The organism is Sphingomonas sp. SRS2 (assembly GCF_000971055.1).
Taxonomy (GTDB): Bacteria; Pseudomonadota; Alphaproteobacteria; order Sphingomonadales; family Sphingomonadaceae; genus Rhizorhabdus.
Genome location: NZ_LARW01000148.1, coordinates 1 through 20489, shown reverse-complemented (window position 1 = coordinate 20489; position 20489 = coordinate 1). Strand labels below are relative to the sequence as shown.

At 63.3% G+C, this 20489-nt stretch carries 24 protein-coding genes; 15 read left to right on the top strand and 9 right to left on the bottom strand.

The window, feature by feature from the left end; genetic code table 11:
• Nucleotides 1–12: 12 nt before the first annotated feature.
• On the bottom strand, nucleotides 13–888 hold the full coding sequence (locus WP12_RS21825; RefSeq protein ID WP_046195760.1) for a glycine--tRNA ligase subunit alpha: 876 nt from the start codon (nucleotides 886–888) through the stop codon (nucleotides 13–15).
• A 117-nt stretch (nucleotides 889–1005) separates the two neighbouring features.
• On the opposite strand from WP12_RS21825, the gene WP12_RS21820 reads away from it, so the two are divergent.
• The 4 genes from WP12_RS21820 to WP12_RS21805 all read left to right on the top strand — a co-directional run bounded on the left by WP12_RS21820 (nucleotide 1006) and on the right by WP12_RS21805 (nucleotide 4723).
• On the top strand, nucleotides 1006–1953 hold the full coding sequence (locus WP12_RS21820) for a TraB/GumN family protein (protein WP_235399255.1): 948 nt from the start codon (nucleotides 1006–1008) through the stop codon (nucleotides 1951–1953).
• A 32-nt stretch (nucleotides 1954–1985) separates the two neighbouring features.
• Nucleotides 1986–3023: a glycosyltransferase family 2 protein gene (locus WP12_RS21815; protein ID WP_235399253.1), complete on the top strand. Its 1038-nt coding sequence runs from the start codon at nucleotides 1986–1988 to the stop codon at nucleotides 3021–3023.
• 161 nt (nucleotides 3024–3184) lie between these two features.
• Nucleotides 3185–3880 (top strand): response regulator transcription factor CtrA, encoded by a 696-nt coding sequence (gene ctrA / locus WP12_RS21810; RefSeq protein WP_046195757.1) that lies wholly within the window; start codon nucleotides 3185–3187, stop codon nucleotides 3878–3880.
• A 141-nt stretch (nucleotides 3881–4021) separates the two neighbouring features.
• Nucleotides 4022–4723 carry a hypothetical protein gene (locus WP12_RS21805; RefSeq protein ID WP_046195756.1) on the top strand — a complete coding sequence of 234 codons (702 nt, stop codon included), beginning with the start codon at nucleotides 4022–4024 and terminating at the stop codon, nucleotides 4721–4723.
• 7 nt (nucleotides 4724–4730) lie between these two features.
• Here the strand turns inward: WP12_RS21805 and WP12_RS21800 are convergent, their stop codons facing one another.
• Nucleotides 4731–5120, bottom strand: coding sequence for a nuclear transport factor 2 family protein (locus tag WP12_RS21800; protein ID WP_046195755.1), 390 nt, complete (start codon nucleotides 5118–5120; stop codon nucleotides 4731–4733).
• 133 nt (nucleotides 5121–5253) lie between these two features.
• On the opposite strand from WP12_RS21800, the gene WP12_RS21795 reads away from it, so the two are divergent.
• From WP12_RS21795 to WP12_RS21785, 3 genes are all read left to right on the top strand, one after another.
• On the top strand, nucleotides 5254–5718 hold the full coding sequence (locus WP12_RS21795) for a MarR family winged helix-turn-helix transcriptional regulator (protein WP_046195754.1): 465 nt from the start codon (nucleotides 5254–5256) through the stop codon (nucleotides 5716–5718).
• A gap of 68 nt (nucleotides 5719–5786) precedes the next feature.
• Entirely contained in the window at nucleotides 5787–6311 is a 525-nt protein-coding gene (locus WP12_RS21790; protein WP_046195753.1) for a flavin reductase family protein, read from the top strand.
• Nucleotides 6312–6326: 15 nt separating this feature from the next.
• On the top strand, nucleotides 6327–7553 hold the full coding sequence (locus WP12_RS21785; protein WP_052730559.1) for an acyl-CoA dehydrogenase family protein: 1227 nt from the start codon (nucleotides 6327–6329) through the stop codon (nucleotides 7551–7553).
• A 25-nt stretch (nucleotides 7554–7578) separates the two neighbouring features.
• Here WP12_RS21785 and WP12_RS21780 read toward each other — a convergent pair whose 3' ends face one another.
• Genes WP12_RS21780 through WP12_RS21770 form a run of 3 tightly spaced genes read right to left on the bottom strand, consistent with a single transcriptional unit; the run spans nucleotide 7579 to nucleotide 10168 of the window.
• Nucleotides 7579–8052, bottom strand: coding sequence for a GreA/GreB family elongation factor (locus WP12_RS21780; protein ID WP_046195752.1), 474 nt, complete (start codon nucleotides 8050–8052; stop codon nucleotides 7579–7581).
• Nucleotides 8049–8825, bottom strand: a complete 777-nt coding sequence (locus tag WP12_RS21775; RefSeq protein WP_046195751.1) for a DUF1365 domain-containing protein — start codon at nucleotides 8823–8825, stop codon at nucleotides 8049–8051. The genes WP12_RS21780 and WP12_RS21775 overlap by 4 nt, the downstream gene beginning before the upstream one ends.
• On the bottom strand, nucleotides 8822–10168 hold the full coding sequence (locus WP12_RS21770; protein ID WP_046195750.1) for an NAD(P)/FAD-dependent oxidoreductase: 1347 nt from the start codon (nucleotides 10166–10168) through the stop codon (nucleotides 8822–8824). Before WP12_RS21770 ends, WP12_RS21775 begins: the two co-directional genes overlap by 4 nt.
• Nucleotides 10169–10360: 192 nt before the next feature.
• On the opposite strand from WP12_RS21770, the gene WP12_RS21765 reads away from it, so the two are divergent.
• From WP12_RS21765 to WP12_RS21755, 3 genes are all read left to right on the top strand, one after another.
• Complete coding sequence (locus WP12_RS21765) at nucleotides 10361–11176, top strand: DUF1295 domain-containing protein (protein ID WP_046195749.1); 816 nt, start codon at nucleotides 10361–10363, stop codon at nucleotides 11174–11176.
• A 2-nt stretch (nucleotides 11177–11178) separates the two neighbouring features.
• On the top strand, nucleotides 11179–12204 hold the full coding sequence (locus tag WP12_RS21760) for an SAM-dependent methyltransferase (protein ID WP_046195748.1): 1026 nt from the start codon (nucleotides 11179–11181) through the stop codon (nucleotides 12202–12204).
• A 218-nt stretch (nucleotides 12205–12422) separates the two neighbouring features.
• The gene (locus tag WP12_RS21755; RefSeq protein ID WP_046195763.1) at nucleotides 12423–12725 is read left to right on the top strand and encodes a PspC domain-containing protein; all 303 of its coding nucleotides are present in this window, start codon (nucleotides 12423–12425) and stop codon (nucleotides 12723–12725) included.
• Between the two features lie 65 nt (nucleotides 12726–12790).
• On the opposite strand, the gene WP12_RS21750 is transcribed toward WP12_RS21755, so the two are convergent.
• Both WP12_RS21750 and WP12_RS21745 read right to left on the bottom strand, forming a co-directional pair.
• Nucleotides 12791–13165, bottom strand: coding sequence for a GFA family protein (locus tag WP12_RS21750; RefSeq protein WP_046195747.1), 375 nt, complete (start codon nucleotides 13163–13165; stop codon nucleotides 12791–12793).
• A gap of 1 nt (nucleotide 13166) precedes the next feature.
• Nucleotides 13167–13574 carry a DUF2177 family protein gene (locus tag WP12_RS21745; protein WP_046195746.1) on the bottom strand — a complete coding sequence of 136 codons (408 nt, stop codon included), beginning with the start codon at nucleotides 13572–13574 and terminating at the stop codon, nucleotides 13167–13169.
• Nucleotides 13575–13700: 126 nt separating this feature from the next.
• Here WP12_RS21745 and WP12_RS21740 point away from each other — a divergent pair, with 126 nt between their 5' ends.
• Nucleotides 13701–14966, top strand: a complete 1266-nt coding sequence (locus tag WP12_RS21740) for a TCR/Tet family MFS transporter (protein WP_046195745.1) — start codon at nucleotides 13701–13703, stop codon at nucleotides 14964–14966.
• On the opposite strand, the gene WP12_RS21735 is transcribed toward WP12_RS21740, so the two are convergent.
• Nucleotides 14939–15709, bottom strand: a complete 771-nt coding sequence (locus WP12_RS21735) for a competence/damage-inducible protein A (RefSeq protein ID WP_046195744.1) — start codon at nucleotides 15707–15709, stop codon at nucleotides 14939–14941. The two genes, WP12_RS21740 and WP12_RS21735, sit on opposite strands and share 28 nt — an antisense overlap.
• Nucleotides 15710–15774: 65 nt before the next feature.
• Here WP12_RS21735 and map point away from each other — a divergent pair, with 65 nt between their 5' ends.
• The 4 genes from map (at nucleotide 15775) to WP12_RS21715 (ending at nucleotide 19978) form a co-directional block, all read left to right on the top strand.
• A complete protein-coding gene (map, locus tag WP12_RS21730; protein WP_046195762.1) occupies nucleotides 15775–16605 on the top strand; it encodes a type I methionyl aminopeptidase in 831 nt (276 codons plus the stop codon).
• Nucleotides 16606–16762: 157 nt separating this feature from the next.
• Entirely contained in the window at nucleotides 16763–17101 is a 339-nt protein-coding gene (locus tag WP12_RS21725) for a P-II family nitrogen regulator (protein ID WP_046195743.1), read from the top strand.
• An 83-nt stretch (nucleotides 17102–17184) separates the two neighbouring features.
• Nucleotides 17185–18597 carry a type I glutamate--ammonia ligase gene (gene glnA, locus WP12_RS21720; protein WP_046195742.1) on the top strand — a complete coding sequence of 471 codons (1413 nt, stop codon included), beginning with the start codon at nucleotides 17185–17187 and terminating at the stop codon, nucleotides 18595–18597.
• Nucleotides 18598–18718: 121 nt separating this feature from the next.
• Complete coding sequence (locus WP12_RS21715) at nucleotides 18719–19978, top strand: multidrug effflux MFS transporter (RefSeq protein WP_046195761.1); 1260 nt, start codon at nucleotides 18719–18721, stop codon at nucleotides 19976–19978.
• A 226-nt stretch (nucleotides 19979–20204) separates the two neighbouring features.
• Here WP12_RS21715 and WP12_RS21710 read toward each other — a convergent pair.
• Nucleotides 20205–20489 (bottom strand): translocation/assembly module TamB domain-containing protein (locus WP12_RS21710; protein WP_152664115.1); only part of this gene is annotated, 285 nt, incomplete at its 5' end.

Below are 20489 nucleotides of genomic sequence, written 5' to 3'. Positions count from 1 at the left end.
TGCCGGGGAGGATCACTGGTCCCACCCGTTATGCGCCATCCAGGCGGCACAGGCGCCCTTGGTTAGCTCGCGGACGCGGCCGATATAGGCCTGGCGTTCGGCAACCGAGATCACGCCCCGCGCCTGCAGCGTATTGAAAATGTGACTCGCCTTAATTGCCTGGTCATAGGCAGGCAGCGGCAGCGGTTTTTCACGATCGAGCAGCGCGCGGCATTCGTCGGCGGCCTGGGTGAACTGCTTGAAGAGGAGCTCGGTGTTCGCCGCCTCGAAATTATAGGCGCTGAACTGTTTCTCATTCTCCAGAAAGACGTCGCCATAAGTGACGCCTTCGTCATTGAAGGCGAGATCATAGACCCGGTCGACGCCCTGGATATACATTGCGAGCCGCTCGAGGCCGTAGGTCAGCTCGCCAGCAACCGGTTTGCAATCGAAGCCGCCGACTTGCTGGAAATAGGTGAACTGGGTCACTTCCATGCCGTCGCACCAGACTTCCCAGCCAAGGCCCCATGCCCCCAGCGTCGGGCTTTCCCAATCGTCTTCGACGAAGCGGATGTCGTGGGCCAGCGGATCGATGCCGATACGTTCGAGACTGCCGAGATACAGTTCCTGCAAGTTCGCGGGCGAAGGCTTAAGGATCACCTGATACTGATAATAGTGGCCAAGCCGGTTCGGATTTTCGCCATAGCGGCCGTCGGTCGGGCGGCGGGACGGCTGGACATAGGCGGCTTTCCACGGCTGCGGACCCAGCGCGCGCAAGGTTGTCGCAGGGTGAAAGGTCCCCGCCCCCATCTCCATGTCATAAGGCTGAAGGATCACGCAGCCCTGATCGCTCCAATAATCATGGAGCGTCAGGATCAAACGCTGGAACGAGAGCGGCTTGGTCGCCAAGACGAGGTCCTTCCGGGCACTGGGCGGATATTGGGACGCCCTTTGCGGCAGGGGCGGCCAAGGGTCAAGAAAGACGCCCGAACTTCCTCCTCCTTAGCGCCATTGCCGGAGAGGAAGTTGGCCCCTACACCTTCGGCCATGATCCTGTTCCGCCCCGCGCTAGCACCGCTTCTCGCTTTCCTTCTCGCGGCCCCTGTCACAGCGGCGCCGGCGCTGTGGAGGTTCGGCGATGCCGACACGACCATCTATCTGTTCGGGACGATCCACGCGCTGCCGCCCGGCTATCAGTGGCAGGACGCGCGTATTCGCAAGGCGCTGTCCACATCGGACACGCTGGTCGTCGAGACATTGATCGACAAGGATCCGCAAGCGATCGCGCGGCTGTTCCCGCCGCCGGACGCAAGCCTGCCGCCAATCATCGAAAGGGTGCCACCGAAGCTGCGTCCCCGCTTTCTCCAGCAGATCAACCGTGCCGGGATCACGCAGGCCAGCCTCGATCGCATGCCGACGTGGCAGGCGGCGTTCATCATGATGGGCGCCACCATCAAGAAACTGGGCATTCAGCGCGATGCCGGGGTCGAAGCGAATATCACTCCGGCCTTCGAGCCTGCGGCGATCACCGCCACCGCGCCGGCGGCCCGCATTCGCAAGGTAGAGGCGCTTGAAACCGCGTCCGCCCAGCTCGAACTGTTCGCCACGCTGCCAGAGGCCGACCAGCGCGAGCTTCTCGCAGCCATGGTCGACAGCCAGAGCGCCGCGCGCACCGACTATAGTAATTTGCTGAGCGACTGGACCAACGGCAACCAGATCGCGATCGCCAAGGCCTTCGAGAAGGACGAGGATCTGACCCCGCACCTGCGCGAAGTGCTGCTGCGCCGGCGCAACGCCGCCTGGACCGAATGGCTGAAGAAGCGGCTGGACGTGCCGGGAACCGTGTTCGTCGCGGTCGGCGCCGGGCATCTCGCAGGGCCGCTCTCGGTACGCGCCATGCTCGCCGCCGAGGGGATTACGGTCAGGCGCGTGTACAACAATGCCGCGCTCAACCGGGCGACCGCCGGCCGATAAGGCGAATTTCCTGTGGTGTGCGGCGAGGGCTCGTGCCAAATCGCCCGCCGATGGACCCGCTCGCCACCGAACTGATCACCGAAGATAATTTCGATGCCCAGCGCTATCTGCTGGCGTGCCCCGATCTGGCCGACGCCTACCGCGATGGGCTCGATCCCTGGACGCATTTCGATGCGCATGGCCGTCATGAGGGCCGGCAGCAACTCGCCGGCATTCCCGCGGTGCCGCCTGCGGCGCGATCGCCGGGCGCCACCCTGTGCAGCATTGCGCGCAATGAAGGCCCCTATCTGGTGGAATGGATCGCTTTCCACCGGCTGATGGGATTCGAGCGCATCATCATCTATTCGAACGACAGCGACGACGGCAGCGACGATCTCCTCGACCGGCTTGCCGCGTGCGGGCTGATCGAACATCGCATATGGCCGGGGGTCGAAGGACGGTCCTCTCAAATCAGCGCCTATCAGGACGCAACGGTGCGCTGCGAGACGCGGTGGATCGCCTTCCTCGACCTCGACGAATATCTGAACCTGAAGGACGATGCGTCTATAGGCGGCTTTCTCGCACGCTTCGATCCGGATGTAGCCGCGATCGCACTCAACTGGCGTCTGTTCGGCTCAGCCGGGCTGATCGACCATGCGCCGGGGCTCTTGACCGAGCGCTTCACCCGCGCGTCGCCGCTCGATCATCCCTTCAGCCGACAGATAAAGACGATCGCCGTGGCCAGCGAGATATACCGGATCACGGCGCACCGCGTGCGGCTGATGCGGGGGCGCTATGCCGACGCCTCAGGCGCTCCGCTCGATCCAGGCCGAGGCTTCGCACCGGTTCGTTACGAACGCGTCCAGGTTAACCATTATGTCCTGAAATCGCGCGCCGAGTTCGAACGGAAGCGGAGTCGCGGGTCGGGTCTGAGGGCCGTCGGCGACCCTATGAAGTTCACACATCGGGACGGCAGCTACTTCGACGACCATGATCGCAACGAGACCGTCGACGACACGATCCTGCGCTGGCGCCCAGCATTGACGGGCGAGATTGCGCGAATCGAGGCGATGCTTTTGGCGTCCGGCTAACTCCCGAAACAGACACGGATTTTTTACCTAGGTAAAAATCGCGAATGGCTTTTAACACCGCATTAACCTTTTACCTTCATTAACGGCATGGTTAACAGAGGTTCACAGGCGGGCCGGGCAACAATGCTCCGCCTCCGGTACTAGAAGCAGGAACGGGTCCTATGCGCGTATTGCTGATCGAGGATGATCCCACGACCGCCAAGAGCATCGAACTGATGCTGGGTTCGGAGGGTTTCAACGTCTACACCACCGATCTTGGCGAAGAAGGCCTCGATCTGGGCAAGCTCTATGATTATGACATCATCGCGCTCGACCTGAACCTTCCTGACATGCACGGCTATGACGTCCTCAAGAAGTTGCGCAACGCCAAGGTCCAGACCCCGGTCATGATCCTGTCGGGCATCGGCGAGATGGACTCGAAAGTCCGCGCGCTCGGCTTCGGCGCTGACGATTATGTCACCAAGCCTTTCCACCGCGAAGAGCTGGTCGCCCGCATCCATGCGATTGTCCGGCGCTCGAAGGGCCATAGCCAGTCGGTCATCCGCACCGGGAAGCTCGCGGTCAATCTCGACGCGAAGACGGTCGAGGTCGATGGCGCCCGCGTGCACCTGACCGGTAAGGAATATGCGATGCTCGAGCTGCTGTCGCTGCGTAAGGGCACCACGCTGACCAAGGAAATGTTCCTCAACCATCTCTATGGCGGGATGGACGAGCCCGAACTCAAGATCATCGACGTCTTCATCTGCAAGCTGCGCAAGAAGCTCAGCCTGGCATGCGGCGGCGACAATTATATCGAGACGGTCTGGGGCCGCGGCTATGTGCTGCGCGATCCGGAAGAAAGCGTCGTCGCGGCGTAAGTCTCCCGATTTTGCTACAGGGGCAAAGCGAGGCCGCGTTTCGCAAGGAGCGCGGCCTTTTCGCATGGGTGATCGGCGCGGGACTTGTCACGCTGTCGTGGTCCGGCGCAATGTGACGCCATCTTCGATCAAGGTGCCCGGATGTCTGAACTGCGTGGAATTGAGATGCCGCACCTGGCACGCGTCGCGCTGCCCGATCCTGAGGTGGCATCGGCGTGCCGGATACAGGAGGCGCTCGACGACCTCGCCCGATATGCGCGGACCTTCACCGCCGCGGGCGAAATGCTGTCCTTCGCGCACCAGCGGGCCGGCGCGCACGAAGCGCAATTCAAGGGCGACGCTTCCGCGCTGGCGGCGGAGCGTCGCAATCTCCTAATCGAATGGCAGCATATCGCCGTGCGCGAAGGCGCGATGACGCTGCTCCACATCGTGGAGACGATGAGCCGTATCGGCGCGAGCCTTGCCGAATGCCCGACATTGTCGGTCTCGACCGATCATTCGAAACTACTCGCCGCCAATAAGCGTTTCCGGCTGGCATTTCCGGGATTCAGGCCGATGACGCCGGACGCGGATGATCCCACCCTTTCGGCTTCCGAAAAGCCCGGACAGATCAGCTTCTCGCAAAGCTATTCCGCCGAACTCCTTCAGTTTCACAGTTCCAGGAACAATGTTTTCCGGTTCGGCCAGAACATGAAATATATCGCGAAAGCCCCCGGCAGCGACAACGACGCCTCCTATACGCTCGACAGCAAGGCGGTCTACGAACTGCGTGGGATCGCCACCACCTATGCCGAGATATTCGCCGATGCGGTGGAAAAGCTCGGCCCGAAATCGCCGGCCTGACGCCGCGTTACGCAAGCGTGAGATAGATCTCCGCCTCTATCACCCAGTCCGCGCCGATTTTCCGCCATTTGGCGGTATAGTCGCCAGAGGCGAGCGTCGCTCCGACCGCTGCGGAAACACCTCGCCAATGGCCATGTTCGAAGGCGATAGGCTCGACCTCCGAGGCCTGAATTCTGGACGGTGTGCGGATGTAGATCGTGCGTTCAGGCGCGGCGAACTCGCGCTTCCACGCGAGCAGCTGCGCCTTGCGGCCCGAGAGGAGCGCACTGTCCGTACCGGCGACGAGGACCACATTCGGGGCGAGCAGCGGGCCAATGGCGTCGAGGTCGGCTTCGGCGAGTGCACGATTGAAGGCGGCCCGGCGCACCCGGATAGCGATGTCTGGCAAACTGTCCACTAAAGCCTCTCAGCGCCTCTGCCCAGGAAAATCAATCATTGATAGCTGGCGCGCGCTGGCCCAGACCGTGGATATTTCCATTTGCAATCATTGCCCATGCATGTCGGTGCATGGCAACCCCAGAGGACGATCGATGTACCAGCTTACCAACTCGCTGCCCTACCTGCTCAACCGGCTGGGCGTGCGGATGGGGGCGCTATTTACGCAGAAGATCGCGGCCTTCGGACTGACGCTGCCGATGTACCGGGTGATGGCGTCGCTGCTTGAACGGCCCGATCAGAAGCTTGGCGAGCTCGCTGACGTGGCCTCGGCCGAACCCTCGACCATGTCGCGGCTGATAGGCTCGATGACCGACATGAAACTCGTCACGCGAGAGCGGCTACCCGGCAATGAACGCGCCGTCTGCATCAATCTCACCGCCAAGGGACAGGAACTGGCCGGGCAACTGGTTCTAGAAGCGCAACATTATGAGGATGTCGCGATCAGCCATATGCCGCCCGGTGAGGTTGCGAAGCTGAAGGCCGTACTCGGCGAGATGTTCAAGACCCTCGATATTCTCGAAGAAGAACTGGTGCGGCCGACCGGGGGCCGTTCCTGATGATTCACTTGCATTGACAATAATTGCAAATGGAAATATCTGCGAGATCCAGTGAGAGGATATGCAGCATGACCAAAGGTGCTCCTGCAAGCCCCGTCCCGGATATCGCCGAAGGCTTTCGCGCCGCGATGCGTGGAGTAGCTTCAACGGTGACGATCGTCACCGCGGGTGATTCGGCCCGTCATCACGGTATGACCGCGACCGCGGTGATGCCGGTCAGCATGGACCCGCCTTCGCTTGCCATTGCCATCAACCGCAAGACGCTGCTCTACGACATCCTGATGTCGGCGCGCGGCTTTTGCGTGAACATCCTCGACAAGGGGCAAGAGAGCGTCTCGACCGCTTTCAGCGGCGCGCTACCCGGCAGTGAGCGTTTCAGCCGCGGCGAATGGGCCTATACGGCGACAGGCCTCGGTTATCTTCGCGATGCACAGGCCAGCATCTTCTGCAGCCGGGCGGCTGCCCTACCCTATGGCACCCACAGCCTGTTCATCGGCGAAGTCACCGACATCGCTCGCGGCGACGGGCTGTCGCCGCTCCTCTATCTGAATGCGGCCTATTGCCAGCCGCTGCCCCGATCCAATCATAACTGACCGCAGGAGAGAAGGATGCGCCCGGCCCCCACGGCAAATACAGCGCACAACGTCGCCGACCCATTCGACCGCATCCGTTTCGACGCGGCGTTGAAGGGCGCGACAGCGGTGATCGCGGCCAATGCCGCCATGACCGAACAGGGCTCCCGCGTACCGCAGGCCAATGTCGACGCGCTGCGCGCGACCGGTTTTTTCCGGCTGGTGCAGCCGGTCGAGTTCGGCGGCTGGGAACAGGATTTCGAGATATTGGCGGATGCGATCCAGCGGCTCGCCCGCGCCTGTCCGTCGACCGCCTGGGCCTGTGGGCTGCAAGCCGCGCATCAATGGCTGGTGGCCAGTTTCCCGATAGAGGCGCAGCGCGATGTCTGGGATGCCGATCCGGCTGCGCTGATCTGCGGGTCCTACGCGCCCGCTGCCAAGGCCGCCCCGGCCGCTGGCGGCTATCGGCTGACGGGCCGCTGGTCCTTCGCGAGCGGTTGCGACATATCGCAATGGGCGGTGTGCGCCGCATTGATCGCCGGGGAGGAAGGCGCGCCGCTGCGACCCGCCTTCCTCCTTGTTCCCGCCAGCGACTACCGGATCGACGACGACTGGCATGTGATCGGCCTGGCCGGCACCGGCAGCAAGACTTTGCTGCTGGATGATGCCTTCGTCCCCGCGCACCGGCTGCTGTTCTTCGCGGACACGACAGCGGGCACCACGCCCGGCGCGCGCCATTACCGGCACAATCCGACTTACACCGTCCCCATGCTGGCCAACATTGCGTCCTGCCTGGCATCGACGGCGGTGGGTGCGGCGGCGGGCGCGCTGGAAAATTTCGTCGAGACCACATCCGGCCGGGTGACGCGCGGTGCGGTGGCGGGTGGTGCGGCGAAGATGGCCGAATTCCCCACCATCCAGATCCGCGTCGCGGAGGCCGCCGCCGCCGTCGACGCCGCACGCGAGATATTGCTGCGCGACCTGCGCCGTCGCGCCGAGACCGCTCGCGCGGGCCGGCTGGCGACCGTGGAGGAGCGGATTGAGAGCCGCCGGGGCCAGGCCTTTGCCGTCAAGCTTGCAGTTTCTGCCACCGAAGCGCTGAATGCTTCCACCGGCGGCCAGGGCCTTTCGACGGCAAACCCGATCCAGCGCGCATGGCGCGATGCTAATGCGGTGGGACGCCACATCAGCTTCAACTGGGACGCGGTCGGATCGATGTATGGGCAACTCGCGCTCGGGCTGGAACCGAAGGGACAATATTAGGTTCGGGCGGACAGTGCGCTCTCGACTACAGGCTCTCGACCCTCAAAACCTCAATGGCGTCCGCCTGCCCGCCAAAATCCGCGACGTCACCTTCACCTGCCCCGATCAGCGCCCTTGCGATCGGCGAAGAGAAGGAGATCAGCCCCGCCGCCGGGTCGGCCTCGTCATCGCCGACGATCGACACCTCCGCTTCCTTGCCACGCAGCCGATAGCGGACGCGGGTGCCGAAGGCGGCTTCGTCGCCTTGCGCGGGGGACTGGACGTCCATCGTCGCATGGCGGGTGTGCCAGTAGCGAAGATCGCGCTTGAGCGACTTCATCACGTCTTCGGCCGCTCCGTCCTTTGCGGCCTGCGCGATCGCCGCCTCGATCTCGGCCACTTTCTCTGCGATCAGCTTAGCGCCGCGTTCGGTGACGAGATTGGGGCCCGGTGGGATCGGCAGCTCGAACTTGGGTTCGAGATGCTCGTCGTCGCTCTCCCGGCGGAAGGCGACGCTCATGCCGGCACGATCGACACGCCGTCGCCGCCGGTGGCGACATGACGGCGTATTCCGACCCGCTTGAGGAACAGCCATAGCGCCTCGACGTGGATGCCGGCAACGACCTTGAGGCTGAGCAGCGGGTGGCGCAGGAATGCCTTCGCCAGCGCGCCGTCGCTCAATTCCCGGCGCTCGCCCTGAAAGGCCGCCACGATCAGCGGCCCATTCGCGTCGCTACCGGCGACAACGACGCGGGTTCGCTCCATCGGCGGCTCGACGGTGAAGTCATAGCGCATGTCGAGGTCCATGAAGGGCGAGACATAGAAGCTCTTGTCGCACGCCTGACGGATCAACACCCCGCCCGCTGCGTGCTCGGCCGTCACCGGGATCACATAGCTGTGCCGTTCCTTGAAGGTGTTGGTCACCTCATAGATGAGAGTCGCAAGACTCCCATCTCGGCGATGGCAGAACCATACCGACAACGGATTGAAGACATGGCCCAGCATGCGCGGCATGGTCAGCAAACGGATCGGCCCGCCGTCGGGTTCCTGCCCGGCGCGGATCATCAGCGCCTCGATCTGCACGCGCAGAGGCGCACCGCTGCGATCGGCAAAGTCCTTGTCGTGAAAGGAAAACAGATTGAAGCGGTTGCGCGAGAAGAGGCGCAGCTTGCCCGTCATCATGTCGATCTCGTCGAGGTCGAACAGGCATTGGAAGATGCGATAGCGGAGGCGATGCGCGCGCGGACGGAAGCGCTGATGGAACACCTCCCCCGCATAGAGAGCGGATTTCACGCGGCGGCTTCCCGCTTCGGGGCAAGCTCCATCGCCAGCCGGCCATTGGGCTCGGCGACCGTCCAGGGCCGACGCGCGCCCAGCATCTCCGCCACGGCGAGCCCCGATTGCAGGCCATCCTCATGGAAGCCCGCGCCGAGATGCGCGCCGCAATAGAAGGTGTTGCGATGGCCCTGGATCGCCCAGATACGGCGCTGCGCATCGAGCGCGGCATGGTCGAAGATCGGATGCTCGAAGCTGGCGCGGTCGATCTCATGCCCCGCTCCTATCGCGCGATTGGGGTTGAGCGTGACGATCAACGGGCGTTTGGTCTCAAATCCCTGGAGGCGGTTCATCCAGTAGCTGACGCACAGATCGCCGGTAGCGTCATTGGCATGACGGCGACCGAAATAATTCCATGCGCCCCACAAGGCGCGGCGCTTCGGCATCAAGGCCGGATCGTCATGGAGGACGGCGAGATTGCTGCTGTAGCGGAAGGCGCCGAGCAACTCGAGTTCAGTCGGGCTGGGATCGGCGAGCATCGCCAGCGCCTGGTTGCCATGCGCGGCAATCACTACCTCGTCGAATCGGTCGGCATTTCCGGCGGCGTCGGTGATCGTCACCTGCCCGCCCTTGCGCTCCACCTTCGCGACGGGCGTGGCGAGGCGCAGCTCTCCACCGAACTCGGCAAGCAGCTTGTCGACATAGCTGCGGCTCCCGCCGATCACAGTACGCCATTTCGGCCGCGCGCCGAGATTGAGCAGGCCGTGATTGTCGCAAAAGCGGACGAAGGCCTCGGCGGGATAGTCGAGCAGCAGCTGCGCGGGCGCGGACCAGATCGCGGCAGCCATCGGCAACAGGTGATCATCGCGGAAGGCGTCGCCATATTTGCCCTGTTCGAGCATCTGGCCCAGCGTCATATCGCCGAAGCCGCCCATCTGCGCCGCCGCCTCCCGATAGAAGCGGGCCAGATTGCGCAGCATCGACCAGAACCGGCGCGAGAATAGGTTCGAGGGCTGGGCGAACAGCTGCCAGATCCGATCACCCGCGGCATATTCGAGCATGCCGTCGTCGAGCGACACCGCAAAGCTCATATCGGTCGCGCGCGCCGGAACGCCCAGATGGGCCAGCATCGCGATCAGGTTCGGATAGGTGCGGTCGTTGAACACGATGAAGCCGGTGTCGACGCCCAGCGTCGAGCCATCGGCCATCGCGACGTCGATCGTGCGGGTGTGGCCGCCGGGACGCCCCTCGGCCTCGTACAGCACGACATCATTGTGCTTCGACAGCAACCACGCGGCGGACAGCCCCGAGACTCCGCTGCCGATCACCGCGATACGCTGCCCTTCGCGGCGATTGGTCATGCTGTTCGTCCCCGTCATTTTCCGCAGCCCTCATCCGCCCGAAGCTACGCTGGCCGGAGCGAAGGAGTTGCGGGCTGATCGCCGGGCGACTGCTAACCCAGGTTAGCGAAAGCGCAATGCCGAATCTCGTTGCAACGACTTTGCTGCGACGAACGTATCGGGTTAGGGAAAGGCGATGGGGACAAAGGGCATATGACAGCCGCCAACAGCATCATCGTCGCATCGTTGATCCTCTCGGCGATGATGATGGCTGCCTGGGGCGTGCAGAAGGCGACCCGCCAGTCGGGCTGGGCCGATGTGTTCTGGTCCTTTGCGATCGGACTGGGCGGCCTCGTCGTCGCGCTGATGACGACCGGCGACGCGCCGGTCGAGCGGAGCTGTCTGGTTGCGGCAATGGTCGGCTTCTGGTCGATGCGCCTCGGCTTTCATATCCTCGCGCGCACCGCTAGCGCGACGTCGGAAGATCCGCGCTATGCCGATCTGCGCAAAGAATGGGGCGACCGCTTCCAACTGCGGCTGTTCCTCTTTCTCCAGATACAGGCGCTGTGCGGGGTCGGGCTGGTCGTCTCGGTCTATGCCGCCGCGCACCGCCCCGGCCCCGCGCTTTCGATCGCTGACTGTGCCGGTCTCGCGCTGCTGATCGTCTCGGTGATCGGCGAAGGTATCGCCGACCGGCAATTGCGCGCCTTCGCCGCCGACACGTCCAGCCACGGCAAGGTCTGCGACACGGGCCTTTGGGCCTGGTCGCGCCATCCCAATTATTTCTTCGAATGGCTAGGCTGGCTCGCCTATCCGATCATCGCGATCGATTTTACCGGAGGCTTTGGCGCAGCCGGCTGGTGGCAGGGCTGGCTCGCCCTGATCGGGCCGCTGCTGATGTACTGGCTGCTCGTCCATGTCTCGGGCATCCCGCCGCTCGAGGCGCACATGCTCAAGAGCCGGGGCGACGCCTTCAAAGACTATATGGCGCGGACCAGCGCCTTCTTCCCACTGCCACCCAGGACATAATCATGGATTTCATCGCCGCCGCCACTGCCGCCGTCGAGCGGCTGCCCCTTCCTGACGCCGTCACGCTGGCCGGGGTCGAGTTTCTCGTCGGCCGCACCGGGCGCAAGCTGGCCAAGCAGCCCGAAAACAACGAGGCTTTCGCGCGGACGATGAAGGACTTCCCGATCGCGGTGCACACCGACGACGCGAACGCGCAGCACTATGAGGTGCCCGCCGCCTTCTTCGACATGTGCCTCGGCCCGCGCCGCAAATATAGCTGCTGCTATTACGCCGGCCCACAAACGACGATCGGCGAGGCCGAAGACGCCGCGCTCGCGCAAACCGCCGAACATGCCAAGCTGGCCGACGGACAGGAAATATTGGAGCTGGGCTGCGGCTGGGGCTCGCTCAGCCTCTACATGGCCGCGCGCTTTCCGCAGGCGAAGATTACCGCCGTGTCCAATTCCAACTCGCAACGCGAGCATGTCGAAAAGCTCGCGGCGGCGCAGGGATCGACAAACCTGAAGGTCATCACCTGCGACATGAACGATTTCCAGGCCGACAGCCGCTTCGACCGCGTCGTCTCGGTCGAGATGTTCGAGCATATGTCGAACTGGGAGGCGCTGCTCGGCAAGGTAAAGAGCTGGCTGAAGCCCGACGGCTATCTGTTCATCCACATCTTCACCCACGACCGGGCGAGCTACCGCTTCGATCATGCCGATAAGGCCGACTGGATCGCGCAGCATTTCTTCACCGGCGGGATCATGCCCAGCCACGCACTGATCCGGCACTTCCCCAAGCTCTTCACGGTCGAGGAGGAATGGCGCTGGAGCGGCAGCCATTATGCCCGCACCGCCTTCGACTGGCTCGCCCGCTTCGACGCCAACCAGCCGGCAATCGCGACGATCTTCCGCGACACCTATGGCAGGGACGCGAAACTGTGGGAGCGCCGCTGGCGCCTCTTCTTCCTCGCGACTGCCGGCCTGTTCGGCCATAAGAACGGCACGCCCTGGGCAGTAAGCCATTATCGGCTGAAGCCGGCGGGCTAGAAGCACCGACCAGCCCTCCCCAATTCCGCCCGGAAAAAGGGAGAGGGGTTGGCGCCGTTCACCAAAGGTTAGTCAAACTCACACTATCGCCGCGCCACCAAGGTTGCGGCGAAGCGATTCCGTCCTTGAAAACCGGTATGTTCGGCGACTGGCACGGCTCGTGCAAGGCAGCAGACATCTTCGCGGTCACACTGGCCGGCGCACAAAGGAATGGACAAATGCACGCTTCGAACCAGCCGGTCTTCGCCCGTCACGACACCCTCTTCGGCGTGTGCGAAGCGCTCGGCCAGGATCTCGGCTTCAACGCCAATTATCTGCGGCTGGCCTTCGCGGTCGCGATCCTGCCCGCGCCGGTCGCGGTGATCTCGGCCTATGTCGGTCTGGGCGTGCTCGTTGCGCTGTCGCGCTGGCTGTTCCCCGTGCGCCGGACGGGCATGCAGGCCGCCGAAGCACCGGTCGCGCTGCATATCTCGGCGCATCGAGGCCATAACGACCAGCATGAGGTTGCCCTCGCCGCCTGAGCCCGATCTACCGCTGCACCTGGGATGTCGCGTCTCCGCTGGGAGGCGCCACTTCCTTATCGCCGTCAGACGCCGGGGACATTCTCGCCCTTGCCCCAATCGCGCCCTTCGAAGGACGTGATATTGATCTTCAGATCCTGCCAGTCATCGACGCAACGCAGAGAGATGCTGATTCCGTCGGGGTGAGAGCGGGGCCGGTAGAAGCTCTTGATCCCGCATTGCGAGCAGAAGATGTGCCGCGCCTTGCCGCTGCCGAAGCGATAGGTGGTGGTGTCCTTCTGCCCTTCGAGCAGCCGGAAGCGCGTGTCGGGGATGATGAGATGCAGATAGCCTGTCATCGCGCAGATCAAGCAATTACAGTCGAGAATCTGGACCGGCTCGTCGCCGACCTCGGCCTCGAACCGTACCAACCCGCAATGGCAGCCGCCTTGGACCTTCATGTCAGGCCTTGGCGACGAGCCGGGTGAGGAAATAGCCGCCCGTCGCGGCAGTGCCCGACAGGAAGGTGCCCCAGATCATGTCGAGCACCGTGATCTTCGTGGACCAGACCACAAGCGTGGCATGATTGGTGAGATCATAGGTCGCATAGGCGAACAGCCCGAACAGCGCTCCCTTTATGAGCGCATCGCGCCAGCCGCCACCATTGAGCCCGGGCATCACGGCGAAATAGACGAGGCCCGCGATATAGAGCGCATAGAAGATCACCGCCGGGACCATGCGCGGCTCCGGCGCCATGATCGAGCCGATGATCGGCTTGTACAGAGATGGCCCTACCCTCGTCAGCCATAGGAAATCCACCGCGGCGAAGACGATGAGCGTAGCGACATAGGCGATGCTGACACGGATCATGCTGACCTCCCCGAATAATACCCCCTCATGGACGAGTCCGCCGCCGCCGTCATCCTTGTCTTTTAAGCACCAAACGCCGATGAAGCGGGCGCGATGCCTGGCCTGGCATCCAGATTCGGGGAATTGATGTCGGGTTCAGATCGTGGCCGGGGCTCCGCGACCGTCTTCATCGTCGCCACCATCCTGATCGATGCGATCGGCTTCGGCATAATCATCCCGGTGTTGCCGCGCCTCGTGATGGAATTGGGCGATCTCAACCTGGCGGATGCTACGCGGATGGGCGGGTGGCTCGCCGCGGTCTATGCGGCGATGCAGTTCCTATGCGGGCCGCTGGCCGGTAATCTCGGTGATCGCTTCGGGCGGCGGCCGGTGCTGTTGCTCGCGCTTGCGGGCCTGTCGATCGATTATCTGCTGATGGGATTCGCCCCTACCCTCGCCTGGCTGTTCGTGGGCCGGATGATCGCGGGAATTTTCGGCGCGTCGTTCAGCCCGGCCACCGCCGCGCTTGCCGATATCACCGCACCGGAGGACCGCGCCAAGCGCTTCGGCCTCGTCGGAGCATCCTTCGGTATCGGCTTCATCATCGGCCCGGCGGCGGGCGGATTGCTCGGCGATATCAGCCACCGCGCGCCCTTCATCGCCGCCGCCGCGCTCGCCGCCGTCAACTTCGTCTTCGGCTATTTCTATTTTCCCGAGACGCTGGAGCCAGAGCATCGCCGCCGCTTCAGCCTGGCCCGCGCCAATCCAATCGGCGCGCTGCTCGTCGCCCGCAAGCTGCACGGGGTACTTGGACTGGCCGGCGTACTGCTGCTCTGGAACGTCGCATCGATGGTCTATCCCGCGACATGGGCCTATTTCGCGATTGCGCAATATGGCTGGTCGAGCGGGATGATCGGCGCATCTCTGGCGCTGGCGGGTGTCTCGATGGTTATCGTCCAGGGGGGCTTGCTCGGCCGCACGGTGAAGCGCTTCCGCGAACGCCGCACCGCAATGATCGGCACCGGCGTCGCCGCCGCCTGCTATCTTGGCTATGCGGTGGTGCCCTTCGCCTGGTTCGGGCTGGTGATGATCGTCCTATCGGCGCTCCAGGCGCTGGTCCAGCCGACCGTCACCGCGCTGATGTCCAAACGCGCCCCAGCCGATGCGCAGGGCGAGATGCAGGGCTTCATCGGCAGCCTGAATGCGGTCGGCGCTATCGCCGCGCCGCTGTTGCTGAACCCCACGCTATCCTATTTTACCGGGCCGCACGCGCCGGTTCACTTCCCCGGCGCCGCGTTCGTGATTGCGGCTGCCTTCGCGCTGCTGACGTTCCTGGCGCTATCGCTCAGCCGTCCCGTGCGCGACGACGAGGGCGACGCGCGCGATCAGATACCGTCCGCCACCGGCGCATAGCCAAGACCGATCAGCCCGTCGCCGATTGCGGCGATGCAGCTGTCGACCGTGCCCGCATCGGTCGAGCGGACGACGAAGTTCGCTCCCACCTTGCCCTCGCGGAAGAAGGGGTAGCTGCCGATCTGCGAGCCAGCATGCGCCTTCTCGGTTTCGCGCAGCAGGTCCGCCACTTCGCTCTCGGCCACCCAGCAGCCGATCGTGCGCGACAGCATCGGCCGCCCGCCTTCCAGTCGGTTCGACAGTGCATCGAGCATCATGCCCGCGATATGCGGCACGCCGGCGAGAATGAAGATATTGCCCATCCGAATGCCCGGCGCGCCTGACATGCGATTCTCGATCAGGTCCGAGCCCTCGGGTACCCGCGCCATGCGCAGCCGCGCGTCGGTCAGCCCGCCGCGCGTTTCATAATAGTCCTGGAGCACCGCCCGGGCGCGGGGATGGATGACGACCGGCACACCCAGCGCGGCGGCGATCGCGTCGACGGTGATGTCGTCATGAGTCGGGCCGATCCCGCCGGTGGTGAACAGATAATCGTTGCGCGCCTTGAGCTGGACGACGGCCTCGCCGATCAACGCCATGTCGTCGGCGACGACGCGGACCTCGGACAGCCTGATACCCTGCAAATTCAGCCACAGCGCCACCTGCGACACATTCTTGTCCTGGGTCCGCCCCGACAAGATTTCGTCGCCGATCACGAGCAGCGCGGCGGTCCAGATGCGTTCTTCTTTTTTTGGCGATGTCATATCGGGAAGCCATAGCGTGCGACTGGGCACTCGCAAAGCGGGCTCAGTTCGCCTATATCGTGGCGATGACCAACTATGTGATCGCCGACGAGAATATCGCCGCCAACCCGCGCAGCGGGGCCATCAAGCTCCATAGTGCGGCGGGCTTCGCCGGCATGCGCGCGGCGGGCCGGCTGGCCGCCGATATCCTCGACGCGCTGGTGCCGCATGTCTTGCCCGGCGTCGAGACCCAGGAACTCGACCGGATCGTCTACGACATGACGATCGCAGGCGGCGCGGTGCCCGCGACCATGCATTATCGCGGCTACACGCATAGCTCCTGCATCAGCATCAACCATGTCGTTTGCCACGGCATTCCCGGCGCGAAGACGCTGAAGGAAGGCGATATTGTCAATATCGACGTCACCCCGCTGCTCGACGGCTGGCATGGCGACAGCAGCCGCATGTATCTGGTCGGCGACGTGCCGATCAAGGCACGCCGCCTGGTCGAAGTCACTCATGAATGCCTGATGCTCGGCATCGAACAGGCGAAGCCCGGCAACCGGCTTGGCGACGTCGGCAATGCGATCCAGAAGCATGCCGAAAAGCACCGCTATGGCGTCGTGCGCGACTTTTGCGGCCATGGCGTCGGCCGGGTGTTCCATGATTCGCCTGAGGTCGTCCATGTCGGGCGTCCCGGCACCGGCCCCGAGCTGCGCCCCGGCATGATCTTCACGATCGAACCGATGATCAACATCGGCCGCGCCGACGTTAAGCTGCTCGATGACGGGTGGACGGCGGTAACGCGCGACCGATCGCTGTCGGCCCAGTTCGAACATTCGATTGGCATTACCGAGGACGGCTGCGAGATATTCTCCCTGAGCAGCCGAGGCCTTCACAAGCCGCCCTATAGCTGATCAAAAGCTGCCCATTTTTCGGGCAGAATGATGATATTTGCCGCGATTTGCGGCAATGCGGCAGAATATCTCACCGATCTACCCCAGCATCCTTGCGACTCGCGTTCCGCCACGCTTATTGAAGGCCCGCATAGCGAGCTGGCCGGGGAGGGCTGAGGTGAAAAAAATTGAAGCGATCATCAAGCCGTTCAAGCTCGATGAGGTCAAGGAAGCCCTCCACGAAGTGGGCGTTTCCGGCATCACGGTGACAGAAGCGAAGGGATTTGGCCGCCAGAAAGGTCACACCGAGCTGTATCGCGGTGCGGAATATGTTGTCGACTTCCTGCCCAAGGTGAAGCTGGAGGTCGTCGTCGAGGACAGCCTCGCCGAGCGCGTGGTCGAAGCGATCGCATCTGCGGCGCAGACGGGTCGCATCGGCGATGGCAAGATCTTCATCCTGCCGGTCGAAGGCGCGGTCCGCATCCGGACTGGAGAGAGGGACGCCGACGCGATCTGAGTGCGCGAGCACGGATCAGCTGGAGGCAGGGCGCAACGATCGCCCAGATATTCACGATTTTTCTCACGGGGAAGGCAAGACATATGGCGAACAAGCCCGCTGACGTTCTTAAAGTCATCAAGGACAAGGAAATCGAATGGGTCGATCTCCGTTTCACCGATCCGAAGGGCAAGTGGCAGCATCTGACGATGTGCGCCAATGTCGTTGGTGAGGACGAGCTGAGCGACGGCTTCATGTTCGATGGTTCGTCGATCGAGGGCTGGAAGGCCATCAACGAGTCCGACATGATCCTGAAGCCCGATCTGGACGCAATCTGGGTCGATCCGTTCTCGGCCACCCCGATGCTCATCCTGGTCTGCGACATCGTCGAGCCATCGACCGGCGAGCTGTACACCCGCGACCCGCGTTCGACCGCGAAGCGCGCCGAGGCCTATGTGAAGTCGATCGGTATCGGCGACACCGTCTATGTCGGGCCTGAGGCCGAGTTTTTCATGTTCGACGATGTCCAGTTCGATACGACCTATAATTCGAGCTACTACAAGCTCGACGATATCGAGCTGCCGACCAACACCGGCAAGGCGCTCGAGGGCGGCAATCTGGGTCATCGTCCCCGCGCCAAGGGCGGCTACTTCCCGGTCGCCCCGGTCGACAGCGCGGTCGACATCCGCGCCGAGATGGTCTCGACCATGCTCGAAATGGGCCTGCCCTGCGACAAGCACCATCACGAGGTTGCCGCGGCCCAGCACGAGCTCGGCCTGACCTTCGGCACGCTTGTCACCACTGCCGACCGCATGCAGATCTACAAATATGTCTGCTGGCAGGTCGCCGCCGCCTACGGCAAGTCGGTCACGTTCATGCCGAAGCCGATCAAGGACGATAACGGCTCGGGCATGCACACCCACTTCTCGATCTGGGACAAGGGCCAGCCGCTGTTCGCCGGCAACGGCTATGCCGGCCTGTCGGACATGTGCCTGTACTTCATCGGCGGCGTGATCAAGCACGCCAAGGCGCTGAACGCCTTCACCAACCCGACCACCAACAGCTACAAGCGTCTGGTGCCGGGTTACGAAGCGCCCGTGCTGCTCGCCTATTCGGCGCGCAACCGTTCGGCCTCGTGCCGCATTCCCTATGGCGCCGGCGCCAAGGCGAAGCGCGTCGAGTTCCGTTTCCCCGACGCGATGGCCAATCCATATCTCTGCTATGCGGCGCTGCTGATGGCTGGTCTCGACGGTATCGAGAACAAGATCCATCCGGGCGAAGCGATGGACAAGAACCTCTATGACCTTCCGCCGGAAGAGCTTGCCGAGGTTCCAACCGTCTGCGGTTCGCTGCGCGAGGCTCTCAACAGCCTGGCCGCTGACCACGCCTTCCTCACCAAGGGCGGTGTGTTCACCGAAGACCAGATCGAGTCCTATATGGAGCTCAAGTGGCCGGAAGTCGCCCGTTGGGAAATGACCCCGAGCCCCGTCGAGTTCGACATGTATTATTCGAACTGATCTCTCTTAGAGCGCTTCAGCAAAGGGCTCCGGGGTCAGCACCCCGGAGCCCTTTTTCTTTTGATCGGTTGCCAGCCGCGGGATCGGCATCTATCCGGCATGGCGACCGTCAGGATCAATGATGAACACCCCTGAGACACATACCCCTGATCGGACGCCTTCGGGCCCCGGGTTCCGCGAGTTCGTGGCGATGATGGCTGCGTTGATGGCGGTGAATGCGCTGAGCATCGACATCATGCTTCCCGCCCTCTCCGTGATCGGCCGCGACTTGGGGGTTACGGTCGAAAATCATCAGCAGCTGATCATCGCGATCTATCTCGGCAGCTTCGGCGTGGGTCAGCTATTCTACGGGCCGCTGGCCGACCGCTATGGCCGCCGCTCCGTATTGCTCACATCGATGCTGGTCTACGCGCTCATGAGCTTCATCGCCGCTCGGGCGGGGAGCTTCGAAATGCTGCTGGTTGCGCGCGCCTTTCAGGGCATGGCCGCCGCCGCGACGCGAATCTTGTCGATCTCGATCATCCGCGACCGCTTTTCAGGACGCCGCATGGCGCGGGTAATGTCGCTGGCATTCCTGGTATTCCTCTCAGTGCCGGTCATCGCGCCGACCTTGGGCCAGCTCATGCTGCTGGTCGCGCCCTGGCACTGGATATTCTATTTCCTCGGCGGCTTCAGCCTGCTGGTAATGCTATGGGCTGGCCTGCGGCTTCCCGAGACGCTCGATCCGGCGCGGCGTCTTCCGATCAGTATCAGAGCGACCAGTGCTGCCGCGGTGAAGGTGGTCACGAACCGCTATTCGATCGGCTATTCGATCGCGAGCGCCTGCGCGTTTGGCGGTATGTTCGGTTTCCTCAATTCCTTTCCGCAGATAATCGAGCATGTCTTTCATGCGCCCGAACTCTTCGCGCCCTGTTTCGCGATAATGGGCGGCATGATGGCGGTTGCCGCACTGGTCAATTCACGCATCGTCGAACGGCTGGGCAGCCGTCTCGTGTCGCATAGCGCGCTGACCGCCCTGATCTTCGTTTGCGTCTTGAAGCTTGTCATCGTCCTGTCGGGCTGGGAAAGCCTGATCAGCTTCACTTTGACGAGCGGAATAACGTTCTTCCTGATCGGTTTGATCGGCTCCAACTTTGGTTCGATGGCGATGGAGCCCATGGGGGATCTCGCCGGCACGGCATCGTCGGTCCAGGGCTTCCTGGGCATGATGGTGAGCACGGTGATCGGGCTGGCGATCGGCCAGTCTTTCGCCGGGTCCACCATACCTCTAACCGCCGGATGGTTGCTCAGCTCGCTCGCAGCGCTAGCGCTCGCATTATGGGTCGAACGCGGCCGGTTGTTCCATGCCCACAATCCAAGGCCAACGACCCCGGCTCATTAGGCTGGGAGCTGGCGGGAGGTTTCGGCTGACGATCGATGAACGACCTGAGTCTTCGATCAACGCGCTGCCGCGGCGGCGGGATGTGCCGTAGATGCAGGGCGTGTCAGCCTGGGAATTGCTGGCGATGATCGAGCGGACGATTCTGGGAAATGGCCTGATCGAGCTCGAGTTAGGCCATAACCGCATTGTATATCCTGCCGATGGTGAAGCTCAAGCACAGCTTCGGCTAATAGTCCTTGGACACCTTCACGCTCGCGCTCTGGCGGCCGATGGTCGAGATGCTCGACAACAGCGACAGCCAGCGGGTGATCTGGAACTCGACCCGTGTCGCGGAATAGCCCTGTCCGTCGCTGATTACCTCCACATAGGTGCGCCGGCCAATATATTTGCCGGCCGCGACCGCAGTGCCGGCGCCGATCGTCGGATCGGCGGGCAGGATACGCAGCCGATCCAGCCCGGCGGCGCGGCGCACCGCGTTGATAGGATTGAGACCCCCCCCCCCCCCCCCCCC